20 protein-coding genes and 1 tRNA gene are annotated in these 25,757 nt (G+C 61.1%); 12 read left to right on the top strand and 9 right to left on the bottom strand.

What is annotated here, in order from left to right:
- Positions 1-92: 92 nt before the first annotated feature.
- Entirely contained in the window at positions 93-386 is a 294-nt protein-coding gene (locus INF35_RS10880; RefSeq protein ID WP_193502373.1) for a hypothetical protein, read from the top strand.
- A gap of 182 nt (positions 387-568) precedes the next feature.
- Here INF35_RS10880 and INF35_RS10885 read toward each other — a convergent pair.
- Positions 569-644, bottom strand: a tRNA-Lys gene (locus tag INF35_RS10885).
- A gap of 225 nt (positions 645-869) precedes the next feature.
- Between INF35_RS10885 and INF35_RS10890 the strand changes: the two genes are divergently transcribed.
- The 3 genes from INF35_RS10890 to lepA all read left to right on the top strand — a co-directional run bounded on the left by INF35_RS10890 (position 870) and on the right by lepA (position 4,621).
- Positions 870-1,565 carry a tRNA 2-thiocytidine biosynthesis TtcA family protein gene (locus INF35_RS10890; RefSeq protein ID WP_193502980.1) on the top strand — a complete coding sequence of 232 codons (696 nt, stop codon included), beginning with the start codon at positions 870-872 and terminating at the stop codon, positions 1,563-1,565.
- Positions 1,566-1,633: 68 nt separating this feature from the next.
- Entirely contained in the window at positions 1,634-2,812 is a 1,179-nt protein-coding gene (gene alr / locus INF35_RS10895) for an alanine racemase (protein ID WP_193502375.1), read from the top strand.
- Entirely contained in the window at positions 2,813-4,621 is a 1,809-nt protein-coding gene (gene lepA / locus INF35_RS10900; RefSeq protein ID WP_193502377.1) for a translation elongation factor 4, read from the top strand.
- A gap of 87 nt (positions 4,622-4,708) precedes the next feature.
- On the opposite strand, the gene INF35_RS14075 is transcribed toward lepA, so the two are convergent.
- Positions 4,709-5,212 carry a DUF6591 domain-containing protein gene (locus INF35_RS14075; protein WP_328740779.1) on the bottom strand — a complete coding sequence of 168 codons (504 nt, stop codon included), beginning with the start codon at positions 5,210-5,212 and terminating at the stop codon, positions 4,709-4,711.
- 117 nt (positions 5,213-5,329) lie between these two features.
- Between INF35_RS14075 and INF35_RS10910 the strand changes: the two genes are divergently transcribed.
- Positions 5,330-5,575, top strand: a complete 246-nt coding sequence (locus INF35_RS10910) for a helix-turn-helix domain-containing protein (RefSeq protein WP_193502381.1) — start codon at positions 5,330-5,332, stop codon at positions 5,573-5,575.
- A gap of 70 nt (positions 5,576-5,645) precedes the next feature.
- Here the strand turns inward: INF35_RS10910 and abc-f are convergent, their stop codons facing one another.
- Positions 5,646-7,136 (bottom strand): ribosomal protection-like ABC-F family protein, encoded by a 1,491-nt coding sequence (gene abc-f, locus INF35_RS10915; RefSeq protein ID WP_193502383.1) that lies wholly within the window; start codon positions 7,134-7,136, stop codon positions 5,646-5,648.
- A gap of 515 nt (positions 7,137-7,651) precedes the next feature.
- Between abc-f and sdaAB the strand changes: the two genes are divergently transcribed.
- The 4 genes from sdaAB (at position 7,652) to INF35_RS10935 (ending at position 12,688) form a co-directional block, all read left to right on the top strand.
- The gene (sdaAB, locus tag INF35_RS10920; protein ID WP_193502385.1) at positions 7,652-8,311 is read left to right on the top strand and encodes an L-serine ammonia-lyase, iron-sulfur-dependent subunit beta; all 660 of its coding nucleotides are present in this window, start codon (positions 7,652-7,654) and stop codon (positions 8,309-8,311) included.
- Positions 8,312-8,336: 25 nt separating this feature from the next.
- The gene (gene sdaAA, locus INF35_RS10925) at positions 8,337-9,221 is read left to right on the top strand and encodes an L-serine ammonia-lyase, iron-sulfur-dependent, subunit alpha (RefSeq protein WP_193502387.1); all 885 of its coding nucleotides are present in this window, start codon (positions 8,337-8,339) and stop codon (positions 9,219-9,221) included.
- 139 nt (positions 9,222-9,360) lie between these two features.
- A complete protein-coding gene (locus INF35_RS10930) occupies positions 9,361-11,994 on the top strand; it encodes a peptidoglycan-binding protein (RefSeq protein WP_193502389.1) in 2,634 nt (877 codons plus the stop codon).
- Between the two features lie 4 nt (positions 11,995-11,998).
- Positions 11,999-12,688, top strand: a complete 690-nt coding sequence (locus INF35_RS10935) for a peptidoglycan-binding domain-containing protein (RefSeq protein WP_193502391.1) — start codon at positions 11,999-12,001, stop codon at positions 12,686-12,688.
- Positions 12,689-12,753: 65 nt separating this feature from the next.
- Here the strand turns inward: INF35_RS10935 and INF35_RS10940 are convergent, their stop codons facing one another.
- Entirely contained in the window at positions 12,754-13,515 is a 762-nt protein-coding gene (locus tag INF35_RS10940) for a hypothetical protein (RefSeq protein WP_193502393.1), read from the bottom strand.
- A 231-nt stretch (positions 13,516-13,746) separates the two neighbouring features.
- Positions 13,747-14,289 carry a rubrerythrin gene (gene rbr / locus INF35_RS10945; RefSeq protein ID WP_207728304.1) on the bottom strand — a complete coding sequence of 181 codons (543 nt, stop codon included), beginning with the start codon at positions 14,287-14,289 and terminating at the stop codon, positions 13,747-13,749.
- Positions 14,290-14,509: 220 nt separating this feature from the next.
- Between rbr and INF35_RS10950 the strand changes: the two genes are divergently transcribed.
- A complete protein-coding gene (locus tag INF35_RS10950; RefSeq protein ID WP_193502395.1) occupies positions 14,510-14,890 on the top strand; it encodes a Fur family transcriptional regulator in 381 nt (126 codons plus the stop codon).
- Positions 14,891-15,127: 237 nt separating this feature from the next.
- Positions 15,128-16,168 carry a DUF4349 domain-containing protein gene (locus INF35_RS10955; RefSeq protein ID WP_193502396.1) on the top strand — a complete coding sequence of 347 codons (1,041 nt, stop codon included), beginning with the start codon at positions 15,128-15,130 and terminating at the stop codon, positions 16,166-16,168.
- Between the two features lie 135 nt (positions 16,169-16,303).
- On the opposite strand, the gene aspS is transcribed toward INF35_RS10955, so the two are convergent.
- The 3 genes from aspS to INF35_RS10970 all read right to left on the bottom strand — a co-directional run bounded on the left by aspS (position 16,304) and on the right by INF35_RS10970 (position 22,564).
- A complete protein-coding gene (gene aspS, locus INF35_RS10960; protein ID WP_193502397.1) occupies positions 16,304-18,088 on the bottom strand; it encodes an aspartate--tRNA ligase in 1,785 nt (594 codons plus the stop codon).
- 94 nt (positions 18,089-18,182) lie between these two features.
- Positions 18,183-20,102, bottom strand: coding sequence for a type I pullulanase (gene pulA, locus INF35_RS10965; protein WP_193502398.1), 1,920 nt, complete (start codon positions 20,100-20,102; stop codon positions 18,183-18,185).
- Positions 20,103-20,281: 179 nt separating this feature from the next.
- A complete protein-coding gene (locus tag INF35_RS10970; RefSeq protein ID WP_193502399.1) occupies positions 20,282-22,564 on the bottom strand; it encodes a glycogen/starch/alpha-glucan phosphorylase in 2,283 nt (760 codons plus the stop codon).
- Between the two features lie 247 nt (positions 22,565-22,811).
- On the opposite strand from INF35_RS10970, the gene INF35_RS10975 reads away from it, so the two are divergent.
- Entirely contained in the window at positions 22,812-23,693 is an 882-nt protein-coding gene (locus INF35_RS10975) for an AraC family transcriptional regulator (protein ID WP_193502400.1), read from the top strand.
- A gap of 167 nt (positions 23,694-23,860) precedes the next feature.
- Here INF35_RS10975 and INF35_RS10980 read toward each other — a convergent pair whose 3' ends face one another.
- Positions 23,861-25,714 (bottom strand): hypothetical protein, encoded by a 1,854-nt coding sequence (locus INF35_RS10980; RefSeq protein WP_193502401.1) that lies wholly within the window; start codon positions 25,712-25,714, stop codon positions 23,861-23,863.
- Between the last annotated feature and the right edge of the window lie 43 nt (positions 25,715-25,757).

The raw sequence follows: 25,757 nt of genomic DNA on the forward strand, positions 1-25,757 counted from the left end.
GCACACCGGGCAGCGCCCTGATGTGCGGTCTTTTTGTTTTTTGGGTATCTTTCTCCCCTGCCCCGGGCATGCTAGGGTCGGAGGTGTTTTGCATGACTTATCTCAACTGCAGCCAGTCCGACTGCTGCCACAACAAGGGCGGGTGCTGCTGCCTGGGCAACATCAAGATGCACCATACCAGCGCCCACAATGCCAAGTGCGCCAGCTATGCCGCCAGTGAAGGCTACGGCAACTGCGCCACCGACAATGTTCCCGGTTCCGCCGAGACCGAGATCCGCTGCGACGACAACGCCTGCATCCACAACAAAAAGCGCGCCTGCTGCGCCGATCTGGTGGGAGTGTCCCAGGGACGGACCGGGCCCTGCTGCGCCGCGCGGGAGGAATAACGGGCACAGACTGTCCAAAGGCCGGACGGAAATCCGCGCAGATGCACGGTTCCGTCCGGCTTCTTCGGATTGTTGGGACCTTTTGTTCTGCAATTTTAGTCAGAATATAGTCAGAGTTCAAACAGGCAGAAAAGAGAAAGCCGCGGCCAGCGTCAAAAACAACGCAAAACCGCGGCTTTTTCTGGTGCGCTTGCGGGAACTCGAATCCCGGACCCACTGATTAAAAGTCAGTTGCTCTACCGACTGAGCTACAAGCGCATATTGCTCTAACAGCTTATCGATTATATCATTCCCCGCCCCTTTTGTCAATACTCGACGGAAGGAGTTTTTTATTTTTGCACATACAGCAGTCGCTCTGCAATAAAATTGTAGCATTGCGGGCCGCAGCATGGTATAATGACTTGTTAGTAATTTTTCAGCAAAGGAGGGCGTGCCGTGCAGCGTCTGGAAGGCCTTGTCCGCAAGGCAGTACAGGACTACGAGATGATCTCCCCCGGTGACCGCGTCTGCGTGGGTGTGTCGGGCGGCAAGGACAGCGTCGCCCTCACCGTGGCACTGGGGCGGCTGCGCCGCTATCTGGGCGTCCCCTACGAGGTAGTTGCCGTGACCCTGGACCCCTGCTTCGGCGGGGTGGAGACCGACTACTCCCCCCTGGCCGAACTGTTTGCCGCCGAGAGCATCCCCTATGAGGTTCGCCGCACCGATATTGGTCCCGTGGTGTTCGACTACCGCAAGGAATCCAATCCCTGCGCCCTGTGCGCCAAGCTGCGCCGCGGCACCCTGCACACCGCTGCCAAGGAGCTGGGCTGCAACAAGATCGCCCTGGGGCATCATCTGGACGACGCGGTGGAGACCTTCTACATGAATCTCTGGCGGGAGGGGCGCATCGGCTGTTTTTCGCCGGTGACCTGGCTGTCCCGCCGGGAACTGACCATGATCCGGCCTTTTATCCTCGCCACCGAGGCGGAGGTCCGGCACGCCGTCAATCGGGAAAACCTGCCCGTCATCAAGAGCCGCTGCCCTGCCGACGGCGTCACCGTCCGGGAAGAAACCAAGCAGTTTGTGCGGGAGATGAGCCGCCGGGACCCGGCGTTCCGGCAAAAGACCCTGCATGCCCTGCAGGAGAGCGGCATCGACGGCTGGAAGCCCATCCACACCGGGCGCAAAAAGGACTGGTAAGGTGCAAGGCGCCGTACACATAGAGAGATGGGACAAAAGCGTCCCTGCCCCAAGGAGGGGATTCATCCATGCGTTTTGAAAAACACTGCTGGGCCGAGATCGATCTCGACGCACTGCTTTCCAACTATACTCTGATCCGCCGCACCGTGGGCGGCAACGTCTGCGCTGTCCTAAAGGCCGACGCCTACGGTCACGGCAGCGTGGCCGTGGCCGAGGCCCTGCACAAGGCCGGGGTCTCCGCCTTTGCGGTCAGCTGTCTGGCGGAAGCCCGGCATCTGCGCCGCCACGGCCTGACCGAACCGCTGCTCATCCTGGGCTACACCGACCCTGCTTTTGCCGATGAGCTGGCTTCTCTGGGCATCACTCAGGCGCTGTTCTCCCCCGAGTACGCCGCCGAGCTGTCCCGGGCGGCCGCCCAGGCCGGCTGCACCGTGCGCTGCCATCTCAAGGCCGACACCGGTATGGGGCGCATCGGCTTCAACCTGCGCACCGACTTTGACAAGGCCATGGGCGAGATGGAAGCCTGCTATGCTCTGCCGGGGCTGGAAATCACCGGTATTTTCCAGCATTTTGCAGTTGCCGACAGTCTGGACGCGGACGACGACGCCTACACCAACTCCCAGCACGATCTGTTTGTCCGGGCGGTGGAGCGGCTGCGGGCCGACGGCTTTACCCCCGGCACCGTCCACTGCGCCAACAGCGCGGCCCAGCTGCTCCATCCCGAGTGGCGTCACGATCTGGTGCGGGCAGGCATCATTCTGTACGGCCTGGCCCCCAGCGGCGAGGTGGGCAGCGCCGAGCTGCGCCCCGCCATGACCCTGAAAGCCGTGGTGACCCACGTGAAATGGCTGGACGCAGGTCAGAGCGTCAGCTACGGCCGCACCTTTACCGCCGAAAAGCCCACCTGCGCCGCCACCATCAGCGTGGGGTATGCCGACGGTTACCCCCGCCGCCTTTCCGGCCTGGGTGCTATGACCATCCGGGGCAAGGCCGCCCCGGTCATCGGCCGGGTCTGCATGGACCAGACCATCGTGGATGTCACCGGCATTCCCGATGTGCAGCCGGGGGATGAGGTCATCGTCTTTGGCCCCGACGCCGCGCCGGGTGCCGACACCGCCGATACCGTGGCCGAAAAGACCGGCACCATCAACTATGAGATCATCTGCGGCATCTCCCGCCGGGTGCCGCGGGTCTACCTGCAAAACGGAGTCCCCGTACGGATTTGGAACGACCTGGAGGAAAACTGAATGGCACGCGACAACATTCGAAATTTCTGTATCATCGCCCACATCGACCACGGCAAGAGCACCCTCTCCGACCGTATCCTGGAGCTGACCGACAGCGTGGATAAGCGCACCATGGAGGATCAGATCCTGGACGACATGGAGCTGGAACGGGAGCGGGGCATCACCATCAAGGCCCGGGCCGTGACCATGCGCTACCATGCCGACGACGGCAAGGAATACGAGTTCAACCTCATCGACACGCCGGGCCACGTGGACTTTGCCTACGAGGTCAGCCGCAGTCTGGCCGCCTGCGAGGGTGCGGTGCTGGTGGTGGACGCCAGCCAGGGCGTGGAGGCCCAGACCCTGGCCAACTGCTACATGGCCATTGACCACAACCTGGAGGTCGTGCCCATCCTGAACAAGATCGACCTGCCCAGCGCCGACCCCGACGCCGCCGCCAAAGAGGTGGAGGATGTCATCGGCCTGCCCTGCATGGACGCGCCCAGGGTGTCCGCCAAGCTGGGCGAGAACATCCGCGCCGTGCTGGAGCGGGTGGTCAGGGACGTGCCGCCGCCCCAGGGCGATCCCGACGCGCCGCTGAAAGCCCTGATCTTTGACAGCATCTACGACAGCTACAAGGGCGTCATCGTCTACGTCCGCGTGTTTGAGGGCACCGTCAAGCCGGGCGACACCATCCGCCTGATGAGCACCGGCGCCCAGTTCCAGCTGGTGGAAGTGGGCCACATGGGCGCCACCAGTCTGACCCCCTGCGACAAGCTGGAAGCCGGCGAGGTCGGCTACCTGACGGCCAGCATCAAGACGGTTCGTGACACCCGCGTGGGCGACACCGTCACCCTGGCGTCCAACCCCACCGCCGAGGCTCTGCCCGGATACCGCACCGTCACCCCCATGGTGTTCTGCGGCATCTACCCCGCCGACGGCGCGGACTATCCCGACCTGAAGGACGCCCTGGAAAAATTGCAGCTCAACGACGCCTCCCTGAGCTTTGAGCCGGAGACCAGCGCCGCCCTGGGCTTTGGCTTCCGGTGCGGCTTCCTGGGACTTCTGCACATGGAGATCATCACCGAGCGTCTGGAGCGGGAGTTCGATCTCGACCTCATCACCACCACCCCCGGCGTTCAGTACCGCATCACCCTGACCGACGGCACGGTGGAGATCATCGACAACCCCTCCGCCTATCCCGACCCGGCCCGCATTGCCAAGCAGGAGGAACCTTTCGTCAATGCCCACATCTACACCCCCAACGAGTATGTGGGCCCCCTGATGGATCTGTGCCAGACCAAGCGCGGCATCATGATCGACATGAAATATCTGGACGAGACCCGGGTAGATCTGCACTACCAGCTGCCTTTGGGCGAGATCGTCTACGATTTCTTTGACGCCATCAAGAGCCGCAGCCGGGGCTACGCCAGCTACGACTACGAGTGGGAGGACTGGCACGAATCCAAGCTGGTCAAGCTGGACTTTTTGCTCAACGGCGATCTGGTGGACGCTTTGTCCCTCATCGTCTTTGCGGACAACGCCTACGCCAAGGGCCGCCGCATCTGCGAAAAGCTGAAAGAGAATATTCCCCGCGCCCTGTTCGAGATTCCCGTCCAGGCAGCGGTGGGCGGCAAGGTCATTGCCCGGGAGACGGTCAAGGCCATGCGCAAGGACGTTCTGGCCAAGTGCTACGGCGGCGACATTACCCGCAAAAAGAAGCTGCTGGAAAAGCAGAAGGAAGGCAAAAAGAAGATGCGCCAGCTGGGCACCGTCAACCTGCCCAGCGAAGCCTTTACCGCCATCCTCAAGCTGGACTCCGACTCCTGAAGGCCGATATAACATAAAAGCATCCCCCGCAAGTTCACAACGAGCTTGCGGGGGATGCTTTATTGTTCCGCCCGGGTTTGCAGCCGGTCACTCCTCTTCGGAAGCGGCCAAGAGTTTTTGGGAAACCCGGGACATTACCTCAATGTAATACATCTGGTCAGCGGTGGAAAGAGAATCCTCGTCAATGGCTTCGATTTTTTCCGTCATCTCCGCATACTGGGCCATATAGTCGGCGTATTCCAGCATAAGTTCCGCCGTGCTTTCGCTCTCCTCATACACCTGCATGAACTCGATGTACTTATCAAAAAAAGCCTCGTAACTGTCCATTGCCTCCTTGACTTCCGGCGTCACGCCGGCTCCCTCTGCTATATCCTCTTGCTCTTTGCTTTGCTCCTCCGACATGGTATCTTCCTGTTCCACCGGTTCCGGAGTGGGTTCCGGCGTTGGCTCCGCCTGTTCCGTCTGTGGTGTAGGGGTCGGTTCCTCGGATACAATATTTCCCCCGCCCGTGCAGGCACACAGCATACACAACACGGCACATACCAAAATCAGGCAGATAATCCGGCAAATTTTCAAACCGCAACGACACATTTTGACTCCTCCTCAAATTTCACAGCTATTTTTAGTCATCTTTGGGATAATATTAGCACTCGGATACGGTATCGTCAATATGTTTAGTTATCTTTTGCCTAAAATGTGAGGTACCGGATGAAAATTTATCGACCCAACGGGCGTTGCAATATTGTGGGAGAACGGGTGCGCCTTCTGCGCAAACATGCCGGGCTTTCTCAGGAAGAGCTAGCGGCAAAGATCCAGCTGGAAGGTCTTGACCTTACTCAAAAGGCAGTTAGCCGGATCGAAACCGGCAGCCGCATCGTATCGGACTATGAACTGCTCTATCTATGCCGTGCACTCAATGTTCCCCTTTGGGAACTGCTCCCTGACCAAATCTGAAAACAGCTCCCCGCCGGGCGAAGCATTCGCCTTGCGGGGAGCCGTTTTTATATCCTGTCAAAGGCTGTATTTACGGGCGGGCAAGTTCCACCGTGTCGGTAGCTATGGCATGGCAAAAAGCCCGGTCATGCTCCACAAACAGCATCGTGGGGCGATACTGTAAGATCAGCTCCTCGATCTGACGGCGGGACAGCACGTCAATGTAGTTGAGTGGCTCGTCCCAGACATAGAGATGCGCCCGCTGGCACAGGCTGCGGGCCAGCATCAGCTTTTTGCGCTGCCCGGCACTCAGGTCGGATACCTGCTTTTCAAACTGCACCCGCTCAAAGCCCAGCTTGCGCAAAATGGCCAGAAACAGGCTTTTGTCCACGCCATAGCTCTGGGCATACTCCCCCGGCGTGCCGTCAAAGCGGTCCGGACTCTGTTCCACCCGGGAGATCACCAGTCCCGACGCCGTCTCGCACAAACCGTCGCGGGGCACTGTTTCCCCGCAGATCAGCCGCAGGATGCTGGATTTGCCGCTGCCGTTGGGGCCAACCAGAGCCAGCCGCTCCCCGCCGTGCAGTTCAAAGGTCACCGGAGCAAAGACCGCCTGTCCGTCGTAGCAGACCGACAATTCCCGGCAGCGCACCAGACAGGCGGCAGGGTGCTCCAGCGGATGCAGCTTGAGGGCTTCGGCCGTCTCCAGGTTTTTCAGCAGGGATGCCTTTTCCGCGGCGGCTTTTTCCCGCCGGGCCTCAATGTTTTTGGCCCGCTTCATCATCCGGGCGGACTGATGCCCCACGTATCCTCTGTCCACCCGCAGGCCGGAGTTTCGGGTGGCATACTTTCCTTTTTCCACCTTGTCCGACCAGGCGGCAGCACGGCGGGCGCCTTCCTGCAGGCGGCCGATCTCCCGGGTCAGGCGGGCGTTTTCCGCCAGTTCCCTGGCATCCCGGCGATCCCGCTCCCGCTGCCAGTCGCTGTAATTGCCCTGCATCAGGGAAAGGCCCGTCTGCTCAATGGAGAGCATATGATCGACGCACGCATCCAGCAGCATCCGGTCGTGGGACACCAGCAGAAATCCCTGCCGCCGGGAGCGCAGATAGTCTCCCAGCCTTGCCCGGCCTCCGGCATCCAGATGGTTGGTGGGCTCATCGATAAGGGGGTAACTGCCCTCCTGCAAAAACAGGGCAGCCAACAGCACCCGGGCCTGTTCCCCCTGGGACAGCGTGGAAAACGTCCGGTCGAGGAACGTTTCCCCCAACCCCAGCAGGCTCAGCTCCCGTTCCAGCATCCAGTCGGGCACCGTGTCGCCGGTCACCTCCCGGGCCACGGCGGCGACGCTGTGGCCCGGATGCTCCACCGTGCAGGGGAACATTCGGGGATGGTCCCGGATTTCAATGCTGTTTTGGGGATACTCCCCTGCCAGCAAGCGCAGAAGGGTCGTCTTTCCGCGTCCATTGCGTCCGGTCAGTCCCAGCTTCCAGCGAGAGTCAAATTGAAGATTCACATCTGTAAAAACCGGGTCATAGCTGCCCGGATAGGAAAAAGTGAGATGGGTAATTCGGATCAGTGACATAAGGCCGTGCCTCCTTTCGGCACCCCTGTGCGGAGCAGCATCCTTTTCCCCCACAGACAAAGGCGGACCGCAGGAAACACTTTTCCACAGTCCGCCCAACGCCAAAGTATCCCCCTGCCGCATCCAAAAGAATGTACAGGTGCAAAAGGGCATAAAAACAGTGGAAGGATGCGCGGTTTCCTGCCGCGGGCACACCAAAACAAGGGCGGTCTGTCTCCGTCCTTTATTTCAGGATCGCCCGAACGTTCAGCAGGTCACCTTGCGCATCCTTCCACCTCATTTCCCTTTGAATCTGGTTACAGTATAACATGGCCCCCTCCGGGATGCAAGGCATCGTTCCCCCCGCCAGTCCCCGGCCCGCGCACAAAAATTTGCAGTTTTGTATTGGCAGACTCTTTTCAAAACGGTATACTATTAGTATGTCTGCGCAGAAAGAACACAATGTTCCTCTGCTGCGCGCCAAACCACAGGCGGCCGGTCTGGTTTTGTCCGGCTCCGGAAAGCGAACGACTTCCATGAATGTATTCGATATCATCGGCCCGGTGATGATCGGGCCTTCCAGCTCCCACACGGCAGGCGCCGCACGGCTGGGCCAGATCGCCCGCAAGATTCTTGGCGCCCCCGCAGTCAAGGCCGAGATCACCCTGTGCGGGTCCTTTGCCCAGACCTACCGGGGCCACGGCACCGACAAGGCCCTCATCGCCGGTATTCTGGGCATGAGCCCCGACGACGAGCGCATCCGCACCTCCCTGCAGCTGGCGGAAGAATGCGGCCTGCAGTACTCTTTCAAAACGGCCTCCCTGCCGGGAGCCCACCCCAACACCGCCCGCATCACCCTCACCGATGCCCAGGGGCACACCTCGGTGATCCAGGGTGCGTCGGTGGGCGGCGGCAACATTCTGGTCAGCGAGATCAACGGCATGCGGGTGGCTGTGACCAGCCAGTACAATACCCTCATCGTGCTGCACCACGATGTGCCCGGCGTCATTGCGGCCATCACCAACGTCATGGCCTGTTCGGGGCTGAACATCGGCAACTTTCAGCTCTCCCGCCCCCAGAAGGGCGGCCACGCCGTCATGACCATCGAGGTGGACGGCGAGGTTCCCCCCGCATTGACCGACAGCCTGAAAGTGCTGCCCAACGTCATCAGCGTTGAGCTGATTGAGGCGGTCTGATTTTGCTGCAAACGAGGTGTATACCATGCTGACATACGATACCATCGACAGTCTCTGCCGCGCTGCCGAGGAAGCCGGGCAGCCCATCTCCCAGGTAGTGCTGGCCGACCAGGCCGAGCAGATGGAGGCTTCTCCCCAGGCCCTCTACGCCCGGATGCTGGACAGCCTCAAGGTCATGCAGAACGCCGTTCAGGCAGGCATGGCCCCTGATCTGCGCTCAGCGTCGGGGCTTTCGGGCGGGGATGCCGCCAAAATGCAGGCCTACGCCGCCACCGGCGGGCTCACCGGGACCTTCCTCAACCGTGCCATGGCCCGGGCCCTGGCCGTATCCGAGTACAACGCCTGCATGGGCAAGATCGTGGCCGCTCCCACAGCGGGCTCCTGCGGCATCATCCCCGGCACCCTGCTCTCGGTGCTGGACGAGGGCCGCTGCACCGAGCATCAGGCCGTCATGGCGCTGTTCACTGCCGGGGCGGTGGGCATGGTCATTGCCAACCGGGCCTTCATTGCGGGGGCTCAGGGCGGCTGCCAGGCGGAATGCGGTTCCGCCGCCGCCATGGCCGCCGCGGCCCTGGTGGAGGTAAGCGGCGGTACGCCCCGCCAGTGCGCCGACGCCTGCGCCATGGCCCTGAAAAACCAGCTGGGTCTGGTCTGCGACCCGGTGGCCGGGCTGGTGGAGGTACCCTGCGTCAAGCGCAACGTGGGGGGCATTGCCATAGCCTTCACCGCGGCGGAAATGGCCCTGGCCGGTATCCGCAGCCGTATCCCGGTGGACGAGTGCATCGACGCCATGCGGGAGGTGGGCGAGGCCTTGCCCTGCTCCCTGCGGGAGACGGCCCAGGGCGGTTTGGCCGCCACCCCCACCGGCCAGGCGGTGAAAAAGCGCATCTTCGGCTCCCGGGAGGGGTGACCGCGCCTCCCCCTTTCCCCATTCAAACATTCAGACATTCCGGCGGACCTGCCTATGCAGGTCCGCCTTTTTGCTGTCTGTGGGGCGTCAGTGTCAGCCCGTCCCGCCCCGGCATAGCCTGTAACAGGAGGTGCATTTTATGCCAAACGGAATTTTACGGGTCTATACCACAGTCGCCGGGCAGGCCGCGCCGCTGGCCGGGGTGACTGTGACCATATGGGACGAATCGGGCAGCCAGCGGGCCCGGATCATCACCGATGCCAGCGGCGCATCGGGGGACATTCTGCTGGAGGCTCCCGACCGGGCTCTGAGTCTGGACGAGGCCAACACTACAGTGCGGCCTTACGCCGTCTACCGCCTGACCGCGGCCCTGGACGGCTGGCGCACCCGGACCATTGACGGCGTGCAGATCTTTGACGGTCAGGCCGCTGTGGCTCGGCTGGAGTTTTTGCCCGGGGACGCTGCCCTTGCCCGGGTGCAGGAGGGCACGGTGGAGATTCCCGAGCATCCCCTCTTTGTGGGCGGCGGGTCCAGCGCCCCGGCCCCCGAGGACAACGGGACCGTCCCCGCTGTCCTGAGCGAGGTGGTCATCCCCCGCACCATCACGGTGCACCTGGGGGCGCCCACATCCTCGGCCCGCAACGTGACGGTGAGCTTTCAGGATTACATCGCCAACGTTGCCTCCAGTGAGGTCTACCCCACCTGGCCGGAACAGGCACTGCGGGCCAACATTCTGGCCCAGATCAGTCTGGCCCTCAACCGCATCTACACCGAGTGGTATCCCAGCCGGGGATACAGCTTCAACATCACAGGTTCACCGGGCTACGACCAGGCTTATGTGGACGGCCGCACCGTCTTTGATGTTATGGAGCGGCTGACCGCCGAGCTGTTCTCCACCTATGTGCGGCGCAGCGGCTTTGCCGAGCCCTACTTTACCGAGTACTGCGACGGCAAGAGCGTCACCTGTGCAGGCATGAAGCAGTGGGGCACCGTGGACCGGGCCAACGAGGGCAAAACCGCCCTGCAGATTTTGCGTTACTACTACGGCAGCAGCATCCAGCTGGCCACCAGCTCCAACCTGGCCTCCATCCCGGAGAGCTATCCCGGCACGCCCCTGCGGCTGGGCAGCACCGGCACCGCCGTGTCCGTTCTGCAAAAGCAGCTGTCCCGCATTGCCAAGGACTACCCCGGCTTCGGCAAGCCGGAGGTGACGGGGACCTTCGACGCTGCCACCGAAAGCTGCGTCAAGGCGTTCCAGAAATACTTCTCCCTGACGGCGGACGGCGCGGTGGGCCGGTCCACCTGGTACAAAATCAGCTATATCTATGTCTCGGTGAAAAGGCTGGCCCAGCTCACCAGCGAGGGCGAGGAGTTCGACGCGGTGATCTCGGCAGGCGCCTGGCCGGGGGTAGTCCTGCGCCGGGGCAGCACCGGCACCCCGGTGGAGCAGGTGCAGTTCTGGCTGTCCGGGCTGGCGGAGTTTGACAGCGCCATCCCCACCCTGACGGTGGACGGCAATTTTGGAGCAGGGACCGAGCGGTCGGTCATCGCCTTCCAGAAAAGCGCCGGGCTGACCGCCGACGGCGTAGTGGGCGAAAAGACCTGGAATGCCCTTTACGACGCCTGGGTGGATGTTCAAAGCGACATGGGCGGTACCGCCTGGCCGGGGACAGTCCTGCGCGTCGGCTCCAAGGGCAACAGCGTGCGGCAGGTGCAGTTCTGGCTGCTGCTGGCGGCAGGCAATTACAGCATGCTGCCTTCCGTCACGGTGGACGGCAGTTACGGCAGCGCTACCGCCTCCGCGGTGAGCGCCTTCCAGAGTTATTTCGGATTGACGGCGGACGGAGCAGTGGGACGCCTGACCTGGAACAAGCTCAATGAGGTGGGCATCGCCGTGGCCAATGACCTGGTGGATCTCAACGTAGCTCCCGGGCAGTTTGTCACGACCCTGCGTCTGGGCAGCAGCGGCACGCCGGTGCGGGCGGCCCAGTATTACCTGCGCATCCTGTCCGCTTACTACCCCGGCCAGCCCTCCCTGACGGTGGACGGCGTCTTTGGTCAGGGAACCCAGCGGGCGGTCATTGCCTGGCAGCAGCATGCCGGGCTGACGGCGGACGGCGTCATCGGGCGGCTGACCTGGCAGAGCATCTATCAGAACGCCATGACCATGGCGTCCAGCGGTTCGGTGGCCACTGCACGCACCGCCCCTGATTTCACCGCCACCCTGGCCCCCGGAGACAGCGGCACAGACGTGCTGTGGCTTTCCCGCACCATGCAGTTCCTGGCCAGCTGGCTGGACGGCATCCAGCCCCCCGACAGCCAGACGCTGTATTTCGGAGATTCCCTGGAGGCCAGCGTGAAGAGTGCCCAGCAAACCTTTGACCTGCCCGAAAGCGGCGTGGTGGATGCCGACGACTGGGCGACCTTCAATGCGGCGGCCCTGGCCCTGCTCAGTGCCACGCCGCCCGCCGCCCGGCCCGAGCCGGACGGCATCTGGCCGGGCCATGCCCTGACCAAAGGCAGCGCGGGGCCTGCCGTGCTGCAGGTACAGCGCTGGCTGAACATTCTGGCCAGCGTGCAGGTCCAGGCCCTCTTTGTGCCCGAGACCGGCGTGCTGGACAGAGACACCGAGACCGCCCTGCAGAGCTATCAGATCCGCACCGGACTGCAGCCGCTGGGCATTGTGGACGACGCCACCTGGGAAAGCCTGCAGGCGGCCGCCGCCCCCTACGAGCGTTTCCTGCAGGGAACGGCTTCCACCGAGGAGGGATGATATCATGGCAAAAGTTTTTGTGTACGACGCCTACACCGACAAGTTTTACACCTATACCCTGTCCGAAAGTGACCCCATGCCCTACAGCTACGACACCACCCTGCGGGTGCGGGAGTTCCGCGGCTCCTCCAAGTCGTCGGTGCTGTGGACGACGGTGGCCGCCATGGAAGCCTGGAACCTGACCCGCCGCAGCTATGGCGCGGGCATCCCCGTGGGGTATGCCTTCAAGCGCATCTGGGAGGGCGGCCACGGCACCACCAGCCAGCACTACGCGGGCGTTGCCTTTGATGTGGGCCAGAGCACCACCAGCGCCAACCGCCGCAAGATCTACAACACCGCCGTGGCCACCGGGGCCTGGGGGTACGTGGAACCGCTATCCATGACCCCCACCTGGGTCCATTTTGACCGCCGCTACGGCACCCCCGCCTGCTCCGGCACCACGGCGGGTTATCCCAAAGTCCGCCGGGGCAGCAAAAACACCTATGTGCTGATTTTGCAGGATGCCCTCAACGCCTTGGGGTATTCCACCGGCACGCTGGACGGCGTCTTCGGCAGCAAGACCGAGTCCGCCCTCAAGGCCGCCCAGAAAGCCTTCGGCCTCACCGCCGACGGCATCTGCGGCTGCAATACCTGGAAAAAGCTGGCCTCCGCCGTGGTAGGCATCGGCCGGACCTCCACCGTCATCGACCCGTAACCTTCCCGCTGCAAAAGGCCCCCGGTCTCACTCAAGAGACCGGGGGCCTTTTCTTTCCTCTTATATCACAATCCGTTCTGGGTGCCGCCGATCTGCTCGATCAGGCCGATCACATCGTCAAGACCTTCCTGGGAACTGGCCGACAGGAAATACACCAGCAGATAACCATCCTTCTCACTGGCAAAATAGCTCATGGCCGTGGTCAGACCGTTGGCGTCGGCAGTGGTGGTCATATTCAGCTGCACACCGGACAGCGGGCCGAAGGTGGTCTCCTCCGGTTCCTCGGCCGAGACAGTCATCCCGTCCATCACCTGCAGCACGGCGCTGACCTGCTGCAGGTATTCCTCCGGCGTTATGGAGGGCGTACCCGCCGCTGCGGGGTTCACAATATCGCAGAAGAAACCGGCGGTACCGTCCGCCCGCATGGCATAAAAGTCGTAGGTGTCCACTCCGCCGGTATCGGCCGAGAGAGAACCCGAATCCAGATCAAGGCCTTCCTCCACCACATCGTTGCCGGCCCCTACAATTTGCAGGATCTGCTCACTGGTCAGCGGTGTCCAGCCATCCGGCAGCGTGAAAGTGATCCCGGTCCAGCTGTTGGTATAGGTCTGACCGCCCCAGCTGCCCAGCTGGATCTCTGCCGGCTCCTCTTCTTCCGTTTCCTCCACGACGGGCTCCGGTGTAGGTTCGGGGGTTGTCTCGGCGGCAGGAGTGGACTGAGGCTCTGCAGCGGAATCCGAGGACGAGGACGGGGCCGAGCCGCAGCCGGCCAGCAGGGATGCCGACAAGATCACGGCGCAAAGCAGGGATACAATACGCAGTTTCACGGAATAACCTCCTTTTTGGATACAGCGAAAACGACTTTTCCATGCAATAATCGAGACAGGGAATGGATTTTTCATCGCCACGCGCTTCCTGTTATTGGATGATTATGCCAGTATTTGCAATGCATGTAAATTATTTTTATGTTTCTTTTACAACGTTGACTATTGTATTACAAAAAGCCGCCCCCTTCCGGCGGAAGGGAGCGGCGATCTGTGACAGGGTTCAGCAAGCCATCAATAGTTGGAGCTCTTCAGCTCAAAGTAAGCCTTGGGATGGGCGCAGACGGGGCACTTTTCGGGAGCGTGCAGGCCGATGTAGACATAACCGCAGTTACGGCACTGCCAGACCTGCTCGGTCTCGCGGGCAAAGACGCGGCCGTTTTCGATGTTGGCAGCCAGAGCCTTGTAACGCTCCTCATGCTCCTTCTCGATGTCGGCAACCATGGAGAACAGGCGGGCGATGTCGTCAAAGCCCTCTTCCTTGGCCTCGGCAGCCATGCGGGGATACATGGAGGTGTGCTCCTCGTTCTCGCCGGCGGCAGCCATCTTGAGGCAGGTCAGGGTATCGGGAATCTCGCCGCCCTCCATCAGGAGCTTGAACCAGATCTTGGCATGCTCCTTCTCGTTGTCGGCGGTGGAGGTGAACAGAGAAGCGATCTGCTCATAGCCCTCCTTCTTGGCCTTGGAGGCGAAGTAGGTATACTTGTTGCGGGCCTGGCTTTCACCAGCGAAGGCTTCCCACAGGTTTTTTTCGGTTTTGCTGCCTTTGAATTCCATAATCGTTACCTCCTGAGTAAAAATGTCGGTGATCGTTCAACCGTAATTTTAAGATTTTGTCTGAAATTATAATACACCCTTCCCCAGACAAAGTCAAGGCCTTTTTTGCGAAATTCCTATAAATTTTATCTGCAATTATCCGACAAAGCTTGACAGCGGCCATGAGATAAGGTATTCTTATAATTAAGAATGAATCTAAAACAGAAAGGATCTGTCACCTATGACCAGACAACGTGCTCTGATCCTTGATATCATGCAGAACGATCCCGGCCATCTGACGGCCGACGAGATCTTTGCCGAGGCACGCCGCCGCATGCCCAGCATTGCGCGGGGCACGGTCTATCGCAACCTCAAGCTGATGGAACAGGATCACGAGATTGCCCGGCTGGAGATGCCCTCCGGGCCCGACCGCTTCGACAAAACCGCTGTGCCCCACGGGCATCTGTACTGCGACGGCTGCCACAGCCTGCGGGATGTTCCCGTGGTGGGACTGGTGCGGGAGCTGGAAGCCGCCATCGGCACCGAGGTGCGCTCCTATCAGCTGACAGTGCACTATCTCTGCCCTGAGTGCCGCCGCGCCATGGAAAAGACATTGAATTGACAGACAGCCTCCGCCCGGCCCCGCAAAAGGCCCGGCGGGGGCTGCTGCTGTTTTGTCCGGCCTCCGCCTGCAAATCAGGGGCGGACAAAAGCGGGATTTTGCAGGTATTTCACGGAACATTTGAGGATTTTTTCCGTGTTATAAAAGTGAAAGGATATCCCATGCAGCCGAAAGGACGGCGGGGCATGCTCTGCAAAGCCCTGCCGTCCCGATAAAGCCCAAAGGAGTGTGAAGAAAATGAAAGCCAATCGCCCCCGTATCCGGCTGGCCGGGCTGGCCCTGGCCGCTATCCTGATGCTGAGCCTGACCGCCTGCGGCAGCAAAGGCAGCGGCGCCGCCAACGGAGCCGCCATGGATTCCACCACCGAAGCTTATTCCCCCGAAGCTTCGGCAGATTCCGGAACCTCTGCTCCCCTGATCTCCCCTGAAGCCACCGCCGAATCCTCCCGCAAGATCATCTACACTGCCAGCGTGGAGATGGAATCCACCGACTACGACGCCACCCGGCAGGGCATTCTGGATGCCGTTGCGGCTGCGGGCGCCTATCTCCAGAGTTCTTACCAGTACGGCAACGCCCAGGACGCCAACCGCAGCTCGCAGTATTGTGTACGCGTCCCGGTGGAAAACTATTCCGCTCTGCTGACCTCCCTGGGGGAGACAGGCAACGTACTGAGCCAGAGCGAGAGCACCGACGACATCACCGCCAGCTACATCGACGTGGAGGCCCGGCTCAGCGCTCTGGAAACCCAGCGTGACCGTCTGAACCAGCTGGCCGACCAGGCCGAGACCACTGCCGACCTGCTGGAGATCGAGAGTCAGCTTTCCGATGTGCAGTACCAGATCGAGAGCTACACCGGTCAGCTGCGGGCCATGCAGGACCAGGTGACCTACTCCACCGTGGACATCTATCTGAACGAGGTCGCCACCCTCACCCCCACAGGCGTCACCTTTGCCGACCGTCTGGCCGATGCCTTCTTCGGAGGCTGGCAGGCCTTTGCCTCCCTGGTGCAGAATGTTTTCCTGGCTGTGGTTTATCTGCTGCCGCTGATTCTTGTGGCAGCGGTCATCATCACGCTGTGTGTGGTGCTGGGACGCCGCCGGGCCAAACGCCGCCCCCGCCGCCCCGGGCCCATGCCGCCGGTTCCCCCGGCATCCGGCACCGGTCCCGAGGCCACCTACATGGACCCCGCCATGGATGACCGCATCCTGATGCCAGACGACAGTCCGAATACTGATTCCGGCAAACCGAAGCCGCCCCAAACCGGTCCCAAATACTGATTTTTCTACAGAAGCATACGGCACAGGCAGGGCCCGCGGTGAGAGATTTTCTCCACGCCGCGGGCCCTGCCTGCATTTTGCCGCAAAAAAGCGGGCGCATCCCGGATGGAAGGGGTGCGCCCGCAGGGGAATGGTTTACTTGTCTGCCAGTGTCAGGGCGATGGACAGGTCCTTGAGCTGCTGAGGATCGACCACATCGGGGGCGCCGGACATGGGTTCGCCGGCGTTCTGTACCTTGGGGAAGGCGATGACATCCCGGATGGAGTCCTTCTTGAGCATGAGCATGACCATGCGGTCCAGGCCGTAGGCCATACCGCCGTGCGGGGGCGCGCCATACTTGTAGGCATCCATCAGGAAGCCGAAGCTCTGACGGGCCTTCTCCTCGGTGAAGCCCAGGGCATGGAACATACGGTCCTGCAGGGCGGGGTCGTTGATACGCATGGAGCCGCCGCCCATCTCGACGCCGTTGAGGACGATGTCGTAGGCAACGGCACGGCAGGCGCCGGGGTCGCTCTCCACCTTGTCGATGTCCTCGGCACGGGGCAGGGTGAAGGGATGGTGCATGGCCATCCAGCGGCCTTCCTGCTCGCTGTACTCAAACAGCGGGAAGTCCACCACCCACAGGAAGTTGAAGAGATCGGGGTTGATGAGGTCATGCTTGCGGGCAATGTCCAGACGGACCTGGCCCAGGGCGGTGCAGGCCTTGACCCAGTCGTTGTCGCTGACAATGAGCAGCACGTCGCCGGTCTCCAGGTTCATGGCCTGGTAGAGGCGGGTCTTTTCCTCCTCGGTGAGGAACTTCTCAAAGCTGGAGGAAGTGCCGTCGGCGGTCAGGCGGCTGTAGGCCAGGCCCTTGGCGCCGTAGGTCTTGGCTACATCGCCCAGCTTGTCGATGTTTTTACGGCTGAGCTTGTCGGCCATGCCCTTGGCATTGATGGCGCGGATGGAGCCGCCCGCCTCCAGCACGGCGGCAAAGGGCTTGAACTCGGTGCCGCGGAAGACCTCGGTGACATCCTGGATCTCCAGGCCGAAGCGGGTATCCGGCTTGTCGGAGCCGAAGCGGGACATGGCCTCGGCCCAGGGCATGCGGACGAAGGGCGTGGCCACGTCGATGCCCAGCATTTCCTTCCACAGCCGCTTGATGAGGCCCTCGTTGATGGTCATGATGTCGTCCTCGGTGACGAAGGCCATCTCCTCATCCACCTGGGTGAACTCGGGCTGACGGTCGGCGCGCAGGTCCTCGTCGCGGTAGCAGCGGGCGATCTGGAAGTAGCGGTCAAAACCGGACAGCATGAGGATCTGCTTGTAGAGCTGGGGGCTCTGGGGCAGAGCGTAGAAGTGGCCCGGCTGCACGCGGCTGGGCACCAGATAGTCCCGGGCGCCCTCCGGCGTGGACTTGATGAGGGTGGGCGTCTCGATCTCGCAGAAGTGGTTGTCGCAGAAATAGTTGCGGATGATCTGGCAGATCTTGGACCGCAGCACGATCGGCTCATGCATGGAGGGACGGCGCAGGTCCAGATAGCGGTAGCGCAGGCGCAGGTCATCGTTCACGTTGATGCCGTCGCGGATCTCAAAGGGCGTGGTCTGGGCCTCGCTGAGGATGCGCAGCTCCGAGACATAGAGCTCCACGTCGCCGGTGGAGATCTTGTCGGTCTTGGAAGCACGCTCCCGCAGCTTGCCGCGGCAGATGACCACGTACTCGCTCTTGAGAGATTCGGCCTTGGCAAAGACATCCTTGGGGGTGTCCTCGTCGAACACCAGCTGCAGAATGCCGGTGGTATCGCGCAGGTCGGCAAAAATAATGCCGCCCTTGTCACGGCTGCGGGCGATGGAGCCACAGACTGTCATTTCCTGGCCCACATTCGCCATGCTGACCTCGCCGCAATAGTTGGTGCGGCGCAGGTTGCCCATCGTTTCCATAGTAATATCCCCTTTTCGGTTCCCTGTTTAGATGTTGACATATTATTATACCCCGTCCGGCCATGTTTGGCAAGCCGGACGGGGCCTTTTGCCCTTACTGACGGACAAAAATGTTGACGCTGACCGGGGCCAGCTCCACATGGCCGGAAAGCTCCTCTCCAAAGGGCCGGGCGCCGGCGCGGGTGCCGTCACACAGGCGCCGCCAGGGCCCGCCGGGCAGCTCCACCCACTGAGAGGTGGTTTCGGGATTATAGTAGACGGCCAGTTCTCCCTCGCCGTCCTGCTTTTCCAGCACAAAGCCGATCATCCAGCCGGGCATGGCCAGCAGAATGGGAGCCGTCTCCCCCGCCGCCCCCGACAGTTCGGGATGGGCACGGCGAATCTCCAGAAGCCCCCGGTAGTAATCCACCAGCGGCTGCATCTCAGCGGCACGGCGCCAGTCCAGCCGGTTGACCGGCTGGGGGCCCAGATAGCTGTTGCCGTTTCCTCCCTTGGTGCGGGCGAACTCCTCCCCCGACAGCATGAAGGGCAGACCACGGCAGGTGAGATAGATGCCCGCAGCCATGCGGTTCTGGGCCAGAAGGTCGGCGTCGGGGTCGTCGAAGTTCGTGCGCCCTGCCACCAGCTTGAGCTTGTCCCACAGGGTGTAGTTGTCGTGGGCCGAGACGTACTGCACCACCTGGCCCGCTGCCCGGGGCCGGAAGCCCGCCTCGCCGTCCTGCCAGGCGTCCACGGCGTGGAGCAGGTGCACCCCATGGTAGGGGCCGCCGTTCACATAGCCGGGAGACTTGGCGTCGAACACTCCGCCCTTGATGTCGTCCCGGGTGGCGTCGCAGAAAAAGCCGATGCGCGGGTCCAGCACATCCAGAGCCCCCTTGTCCGACGGCCGGGCGCCCGTATCCATGCAGGTGCCGCCGCCCATCCAGGGCTCGCCGTACATCAGGATGTCCCGCCCGCCGGGCAGAGCGTCCAGGGCGGCGCGGATGGCGTTCATGGTCTCCGCGTCCTCCAGCGCCATAAGGTCGAAGCGGAAGCCGTCCACATGGTATTCCCTGGCCCAGTACAGGCAGGAGTCCACAATATACTTGCGCATCATCCGGCGCTCGCTGGCCAGGTCACAGCCGCAGCCGGAGCCGTTGGTCAGGTGACCGTCCGGCGTGCGGCGGCAGTAATAGCCGGGCACCGTGCGTTCCAGCCAGCCGTCCGGCTGATAGGTGTGGTTATAGACCACGTCCATCACCACGCCCAGCCCCGCCCGGTGGATGGCCGCGATCATGGCGCGGCATTCCCGCACCCGGACCTCCCCATGGTAGGGGTCGGTGGCATAGCTGCCCTCCGGCACATTGTAGTTGACCGGGTCATAGCCCCAGTTGTAGCCGTCCGGGTCGGCCTCGTCAATGCGGCCATAGTCAAAGATGGGCATGAGCTGCACATGGCTCACCCCCAGCCCTTTGAGATAGGCCAGGCAGGTGGGCTTTTCCGGGTCGCCGTCCAGGCAGGTGTTTTCCGCCGTGAAGCCCAGATATTTGCCACGCCACGCTTCCGGCACGCCGCCGGCCGGGTCCGCCGAGAAGTCCCCCACGTGGGTCTCCCAGATGCAGCGGGCATGGGCGGGAATCTCCGGGCGGCGGTCCTTCTCCCATCCTTCCGGCGCGGCGGAGGCCAGATCAATGACCATACTGCGCCGTCCGTTGATGCCGCAGGCTCTGGCGTAGGGGTCGGCGGTGAGGACTTCCCCTTCTTTGCCCTCAAACTGCAGGGCATAGACATAATAGACTCCGGCCAGGTTTTCTTCCACATGGACCTGCCAGACACCCTGTCCGGTGGGTTCCATCAGGTGATACCCCCGCAGTCCCGCGTCGGGCTCATCGTCCGAACCGGTGGCGTACAGCAGCACCCGCACCGCCGATGCTGTGGGGGCCCACAGCTTGAAAATGGTACGTTCCCTCTGCCAGGTGGCCCCCAGATCCTTACCGGTATAGGCGGGCAGCGCCGCCGCCTGCTGTTCTCTCATTGCCTGTCACTCTCCCTTAATGCGGCGCCGCCTGTGCGATGCCAAAGCGTGTCTGTGCACCCTGAAAAAACGCGCACACACGAAAGGGACGGCTGCCAACCCGACAGCCGTCCCTGAAATTTTGTCTGTTCTGTTGTTGACACCTCTATTATACCCTGTGCCCCGGCCTGATTGCAAGGTCAGTGCTGGGCGGTCAGGTGCCAAATATCCCGGTTATACTCCCCGATGGTCCGGTCGGAGGAGAAGTAGCCCGCCTTGGCAATGTTGATGAGGGCGCGGCGGCTCCAGCCCAACGGGTCAAAGGCGTAATCCGCCAGCGCCTGGTCCTTGCGCACCACATAGGCGTTGAAGTCGGGCAGCGTCTGGAACCAGTCCTTATAGATGAGCTCGTTTTTCAGCCGTTCCAGATTTTCGCTCCGGCCGGCGGCCAGCATCTCGGGGCCGGTCAGAAAGTCGATAGCACGGCACAGGTTGGGGTCGGCCTCGTACCATTCCCGGGCGCAGTAATCCCCCGCCGCATAGCGGTGGATGACCTGATTGCTGCTGGCACCGAAAATATAGATGTTGTCCTTGCCCACCAGCTCGGCGATCTCTACGTTGGCGCCGTCCATGGTGCCCAGGGTCAGGGCGCCGTTGAGCATGAACTTCATGTTGCCGGTGCCGGAAGCCTCCTTGGAGGCCAGGCTGATCTGTTCGGACAGGTCACAGGCGGGAATGAGTTTTTCCGCGATGGTGACATTGTAGTTGGGCACAAATACCACCTGCAGCCAGCGGGAGACCTCGGGGTCGGCGGCAATGACCTTGCTTAGGGTCAGGATGGCATGGATGATATCCTTGGCGATGGTGTAGGCCGGTGCCGCTTTGGCGCCGAAGATACTCACCAGCGGCACCGCCGGCGTGTGGCCCGCCTTGATCTCAAAGTACTGGTGAATTAGATAAAGCAGATTGAGCTGCTGGCGCTTGTACTCGTGCAGGCGCTTGATCTGGATGTCAAACATGGCCTCGGGGTCCACCCGGATGCCCTTCTCCCCCAGCCAGGAGGCCAGCGCCTTCTTGTTGTCCGCCTTGATCTGGGCGAACTGCTGAAGCACCACCACGTCGCCCTCGGCGGCATCGGTGTACTGCATGAGCTGTTCCAGCCGGGAGGCATCCTTCTTGAAATCCGGGCCGATGAGGGTTTCGATCTCAGCCGCCAGGGCCGGGTTGCATTCCAGCAGCCAGCGGCGGAAGGTGATACCGTTGGTCTTGTTGTTGAACTTGTCTGGATAGAGTCGGTAAAACCCGTTGAGCTCGGTGTTTTTCAAAATCTCGGTATGCAGCGCCGCCACGCCGTTGGTGGAGTGGGTAAAGTGAATATCCATATGGGCCATGTGGACGTTGCCGTGGTCATCCACCACCGCCAGGCTGCGGTCATCGGTGCGGGAGCGGGCCAGGTCGTCCAGCTTGCCAATGATGGGCATGAGCTGGGGCACCACCTTCTCCAGATAGTTCCAGGGCCAGGTTTCCAGTGCCTCGGCCAGAATGGTGTGGTTGGTGTAGGCGCAGGTATCGGTGACGATCTGCACCGCCTCCTCAAAGCCGATGCCCTTCTCCTCCAGCAGGCGGATGAGCTCGGGGATGACCATGCTGGGATGGGTGTCGTTGATCTGGATGGCGGCGTAGTCGGCCAGATCATGCAGGTTGCTGCCCCGCTCCTGGCACTCGGCCAGAATGAGCTGGGCGCCTGCCGACACCATGAGATACTGCTGGTAGATGCGCAGCAGGCGGCCCGCCTCGTCGGAATCGTCGGGGTAAAGGAACAGCGTCAGGCATTTTTCAATGTCGGTCTTGTCAAAACGGATGCCCTCGGTGACCATGGACTCGTCGATGGTGTCCAGGTCAAAAAGGTTCAGGGTGTTGGTGCGGCCCTCATAGCCGGTCACGGCCAGGCGGTAGAGGCGGGCGTTGACGGGGTGGCCGCCCAGGCTGACAGGGAACACCGTATCGGTGGGCTCCGCCCAGCAGTGGTCGGTCAGCCAGGGGTCGGGCTGTTCCTGCTGGACGCCCTGGGACAGGTCCTGCCGGAACAGGCCGAAGTGGTAGCGCAGACCGATGCCGTCCCCCGGCAGGTCCATGGTCGCCAGAGAGTCCAGGAAGCAGGAGGCCAGACGCCCCAGACCGCCGTTGCCCAGGCTGGGTTCCGGCTCCACTTCCTCAATGACGGACAGGCTCTTGCCCGCCTCCTTGAGGCAGGTTTTCACCTCGTCGTAGAGGCCCAGGTTGATAAGGTTATTGGAGAGCAGTTTGCCGATGAGAAATTCGGCGGAAATATAATACAGTTTCTTGCCCGACACCGGGGTGCGGCGTGCTTCGCTCTCCCGGCGGACAAGGTTGAGAAGTGCGAGATACAGTTCCTGATCGGTGCAATCCGCAACAGGCTTGCCGGTCAGTTCAATCAGATTTTGCTGGATGGTCCCTTGCATGCAGATCAACTCCTTCGTTGCAGTGGTCAGACCCTCTATCAAGCCGCGCCCGGAAATTGGCCGGTGAAAAATATGGATTATTTTCCCCCCGGGGGCTGCGGCCAGGGATACGCCGTCCGGCGTATCCTTAACATGTAGTATTATCACACTTTACAACCTGTATCTTGCACTATCCTTGCATTTTATGGTATTATCCTATCATAATCACAGTCCGGCAGGCTTCCTTGCCGTGGAAGGAGAGATTCTCATGCCGCAGACATCGGCCCGCCCGGAAGGGGAACTGTATCGGGAGGAAAAAGAGCACGGCAGCGCACTGTTTCCCTTCAACATCTATCCATGCACCATTCCGGACGACTTTGACTCTGTCCCTCTGCACTGGCAGAACAGCATGGAGCTGATCTATATCAAAGGCGGCGCAGGCCTTGCCCAGGTTTCTCTCAGCGTTATGGAGGCGCGTGCGGGGGATATTTTTGTACTGCCTCCAAAGACACTTCACGGCCTGCGGCAGTCCCCGGGCAAGCGGATGGAATACGAGAATTTCATCTTTTCCACCACCCTTCTGGGCGGGTCGGACGACCTGTGTGTACAGCAGTATTTGATGCCGCTGCAGTCCGGGCGGCTGACGCTGCCGGTGCGGATATCCCTGGAGGATGCAGGATATCCGGCCCTGTCTGCCTGCCTGACCGATGCGGAGGAATTCTGCCGCACCCGGCGCAGCGGGTTTGAACTGGGGGTCAAGGGAGCCATGCTGCGCTTTATGGCGCTGCTGCTGGCGGAGCAGAACCTGCCCCCGGCCCAGCCGGACAGTGTGGGCACCGCGCGGCTTCGGAAACTGCTCCAGCGCATTGAGGACAACTGCGCCGCTCCCCTGACGGTGCCGGATGCCGCGGCGGTATGCGGATGCAGCGCCAGTCATTTTATGCGGTGGTTCAGGAAAATGACCGGCACCACCTTCGGGGCCTATCTCAACGAGCGGCGGCTGGCAGCGGCGGCGGAGCTTTTGCGCACCACCGACGACACGGTGCTGAGCATTGCCGAGCAGGCCGGGTTTGAGAACCTCTCCAACTTTAACCGCCGGTTCAAGGCGCGATACGGCATGACACCCAGGCAGTACCGGAGCGGCACCTGAGCGCTTTTCCTCCCCAAGGCACAAAAAATACAGGCCCGAAGCCAATGGCCTCGGGCCTGTATTTTTTGGGTTGTGACACCCTAGTGCATTCTATTGGAGAATGTCGCCATCAGAAAAAGCAGCCGGGTAAACTTACCCGCTCATGGGGGAGACCAAACCGATTGGGTTTAGTTCAGCTTTTTACGAATAGCAAACAGGTAAACAGCTGCACCAGCCAGAGCCGCGCACAGAACCACGACGAAGCTCACGGGGCTGACAACGCCCTGGTTGCCAGTCTGGGGCAGGATCTTGGTGCTGTTGTCAGCAGGGGCCTCAGCCTTGACGACCTCATCGCTGGAATCGTCGGAGGAGGCGGTGACGGTGTTGGATGTAGTGGTAACATCCTTATAGACCGGATAGAAGGCGAAGTCGCCGGAGCAGCCCTCCAGCTTGCCCTGATCCAGATCATTGTAGCAGAAATCCTCACCAGGCTGCAGGGTCACGGTCTCATCCAGATCGCAAACCCAGTAGTCGAGAGCCTTGCTCTTGTCGCCAGTAGTGATGGAAGGAACAGTGCAGGGCTCGTCAGGATCAAAGCTCCAGAAGGTGTAATGGACTTCGTCCGGGTTGTCGGGATTCTCATTCCAGACATCATTCTCGCCCTTGCGGAAGACAGCAGTCTTTGCGGTAGCAGTCTCGGGAACGCGATCGATGACGATCTCGTAGTGCTGGCCGTAGATGAACTGGATATCGCCGGTAACGACCTGATAGTAGCCCTCGGGGACATACTGGTTCAGGACGGTGCGGTTATGGATGCCAGTGGGAACAAAGTAGTCGCCGCCAGCAATCACATTGCCTTCCATGTCGATGAACTGGATGTTGACGATGGAGGTGTCCTCAACCAGATTGATGTCATAGTGCTCGCCGGCCTCGAAGAGGATATCGCCGGTCACAGCCTGCTTGTAGCCCTGAGGAACGTAGCGGTCCAGGACCTGACGGTTCTGAACACCAGCGGGAACGAAGTAGTCACCGCCGGCAATCACATTGCCGTAGGGATCAACAAAAGCGATGTTGACGATGATGGCATCGTTAACCTTCTCGACGCGGACATCCAGGCTGGTGCCCTCGGCAACCATGAAGTCGCCGGAAACGCTCATCTGGTAGCCAACGGGGACGTACTGCTCCAGAACAGAGTAGTTCTGAACGCCCTCGGGCAGGAAGTAGTCACCGCCGGAAACGAAGGTATCGCCGTCCATGAAGCGGATGTTCATGATGACATCCTTGACGATCTTCTCGACGCGGACATCCAGGCTGGTGCCCTCGGCAACCATGAAGTCGCCGGAGACGCTCAGCTTGTAACCGTCGGGGAGGTACTGCTCCAGAACAGAGTAGTTCTGAACGCCCTCGGGCAGGAAGTAGTCACCGCCGGCAACAAACTCATCGCCATCCATAAAGCGGATGGTCATGATAACAGTAGTCGGCTCAGAATCTTCAACGGGTTGAACCGGAACATACACATACTTATCCGAAATTGCCAGATCACCCTGCTCGCCAATGTACTCATAGCCATCAGGGAGGTGCTCCAGAACCTTGGTGTAGTTCACGTTGCCTGCATCGGCAGCAACCTCAATAGCGATTTCAGCCACCTGGACCGAATTCTTCTCGTCGTAGAAATTCAGGTAAACCTTCTTTTCAGTCGGTTGAGAATTTTCGATCTTCTCGACTGCAACCGAAACTGTAGTATTTTCGGCATCCTTAATGACAAAAGTCCAATCCTCAGATCCAGCGAACTTATAGTCGTTCGGTACCGATACGTCGCCTTCGTACATATCTTCGATCGTATACTCTTTGTTGATTTGATAAACTTTACCGGCGATTTCTGTCGCAACGATTTTGCCATCTGCAACATCAACAAATTGGAACGTGGGTCTTACAGAGTTAGAATCGCCCGTAGCAAACGCCATAGCAGGAATGCCGATGCTCAGCATCAGCACCGCCAGCAGCGCAGCCAGCAGACGGCGAAACTTTTTCGTTTTCTGCATATTATTACTCCTTTTTCGCAATCTATTTCAAGCGCAAGGTTGG

The sequence above is a fragment of the Gemmiger gallinarum genome (assembly GCF_014982805.1).
Classification (GTDB): domain Bacteria; phylum Bacillota; class Clostridia; order Oscillospirales; family Ruminococcaceae; genus Gemmiger; species Gemmiger gallinarum.

Coding starts and splice junctions, on each gene's coding strand:
- INF35_RS10880 (WP_193502373.1), top strand. CDS start 93: ATGACTTATCTCAACTGCAGCCAGTCCGACTGCTGCCACAACAAGGGC.
- INF35_RS10890 (WP_193502980.1), top strand. CDS start 870: ATGATCTCCCCCGGTGACCGCGTCTGCGTGGGTGTGTCGGGCGGCAAG.
- alr (WP_193502375.1), top strand. CDS start 1,634: ATGCGTTTTGAAAAACACTGCTGGGCCGAGATCGATCTCGACGCACTG.
- lepA (WP_193502377.1), top strand. CDS start 2,813: ATGGCACGCGACAACATTCGAAATTTCTGTATCATCGCCCACATCGAC.
- INF35_RS14075 (WP_328740779.1), bottom strand. CDS start 5,212: ATGTGTCGTTGCGGTTTGAAAATTTGCCGGATTATCTGCCTGATTTTG.
- INF35_RS10910 (WP_193502381.1), top strand. CDS start 5,330: ATGAAAATTTATCGACCCAACGGGCGTTGCAATATTGTGGGAGAACGG.
- abc-f (WP_193502383.1), bottom strand. CDS start 7,136: ATGTCACTGATCCGAATTACCCATCTCACTTTTTCCTATCCGGGCAGC.
- sdaAB (WP_193502385.1), top strand. CDS start 7,652: ATGAATGTATTCGATATCATCGGCCCGGTGATGATCGGGCCTTCCAGC.
- sdaAA (WP_193502387.1), top strand. CDS start 8,337: ATGCTGACATACGATACCATCGACAGTCTCTGCCGCGCTGCCGAGGAA.
- INF35_RS10930 (WP_193502389.1), top strand. CDS start 9,361: ATGCCAAACGGAATTTTACGGGTCTATACCACAGTCGCCGGGCAGGCC.
- INF35_RS10935 (WP_193502391.1), top strand. CDS start 11,999: ATGGCAAAAGTTTTTGTGTACGACGCCTACACCGACAAGTTTTACACC.
- rbr (WP_207728304.1), bottom strand. CDS start 14,289: ATGGAATTCAAAGGCAGCAAAACCGAAAAAAACCTGTGGGAAGCCTTC.
- INF35_RS10950 (WP_193502395.1), top strand. CDS start 14,510: ATGACCAGACAACGTGCTCTGATCCTTGATATCATGCAGAACGATCCC.
- INF35_RS10955 (WP_193502396.1), top strand. CDS start 15,128: ATGAAAGCCAATCGCCCCCGTATCCGGCTGGCCGGGCTGGCCCTGGCC.
- aspS (WP_193502397.1), bottom strand. CDS start 18,088: ATGGAAACGATGGGCAACCTGCGCCGCACCAACTATTGCGGCGAGGTC.
- pulA (WP_193502398.1), bottom strand. CDS start 20,102: ATGAGAGAACAGCAGGCGGCGGCGCTGCCCGCCTATACCGGTAAGGAT.
- INF35_RS10970 (WP_193502399.1), bottom strand. CDS start 22,564: ATGCAAGGGACCATCCAGCAAAATCTGATTGAACTGACCGGCAAGCCT.
- INF35_RS10975 (WP_193502400.1), top strand. CDS start 22,812: ATGCCGCAGACATCGGCCCGCCCGGAAGGGGAACTGTATCGGGAGGAA.
- INF35_RS10980 (WP_193502401.1), bottom strand. CDS start 25,714: ATGCAGAAAACGAAAAAGTTTCGCCGTCTGCTGGCTGCGCTGCTGGCG.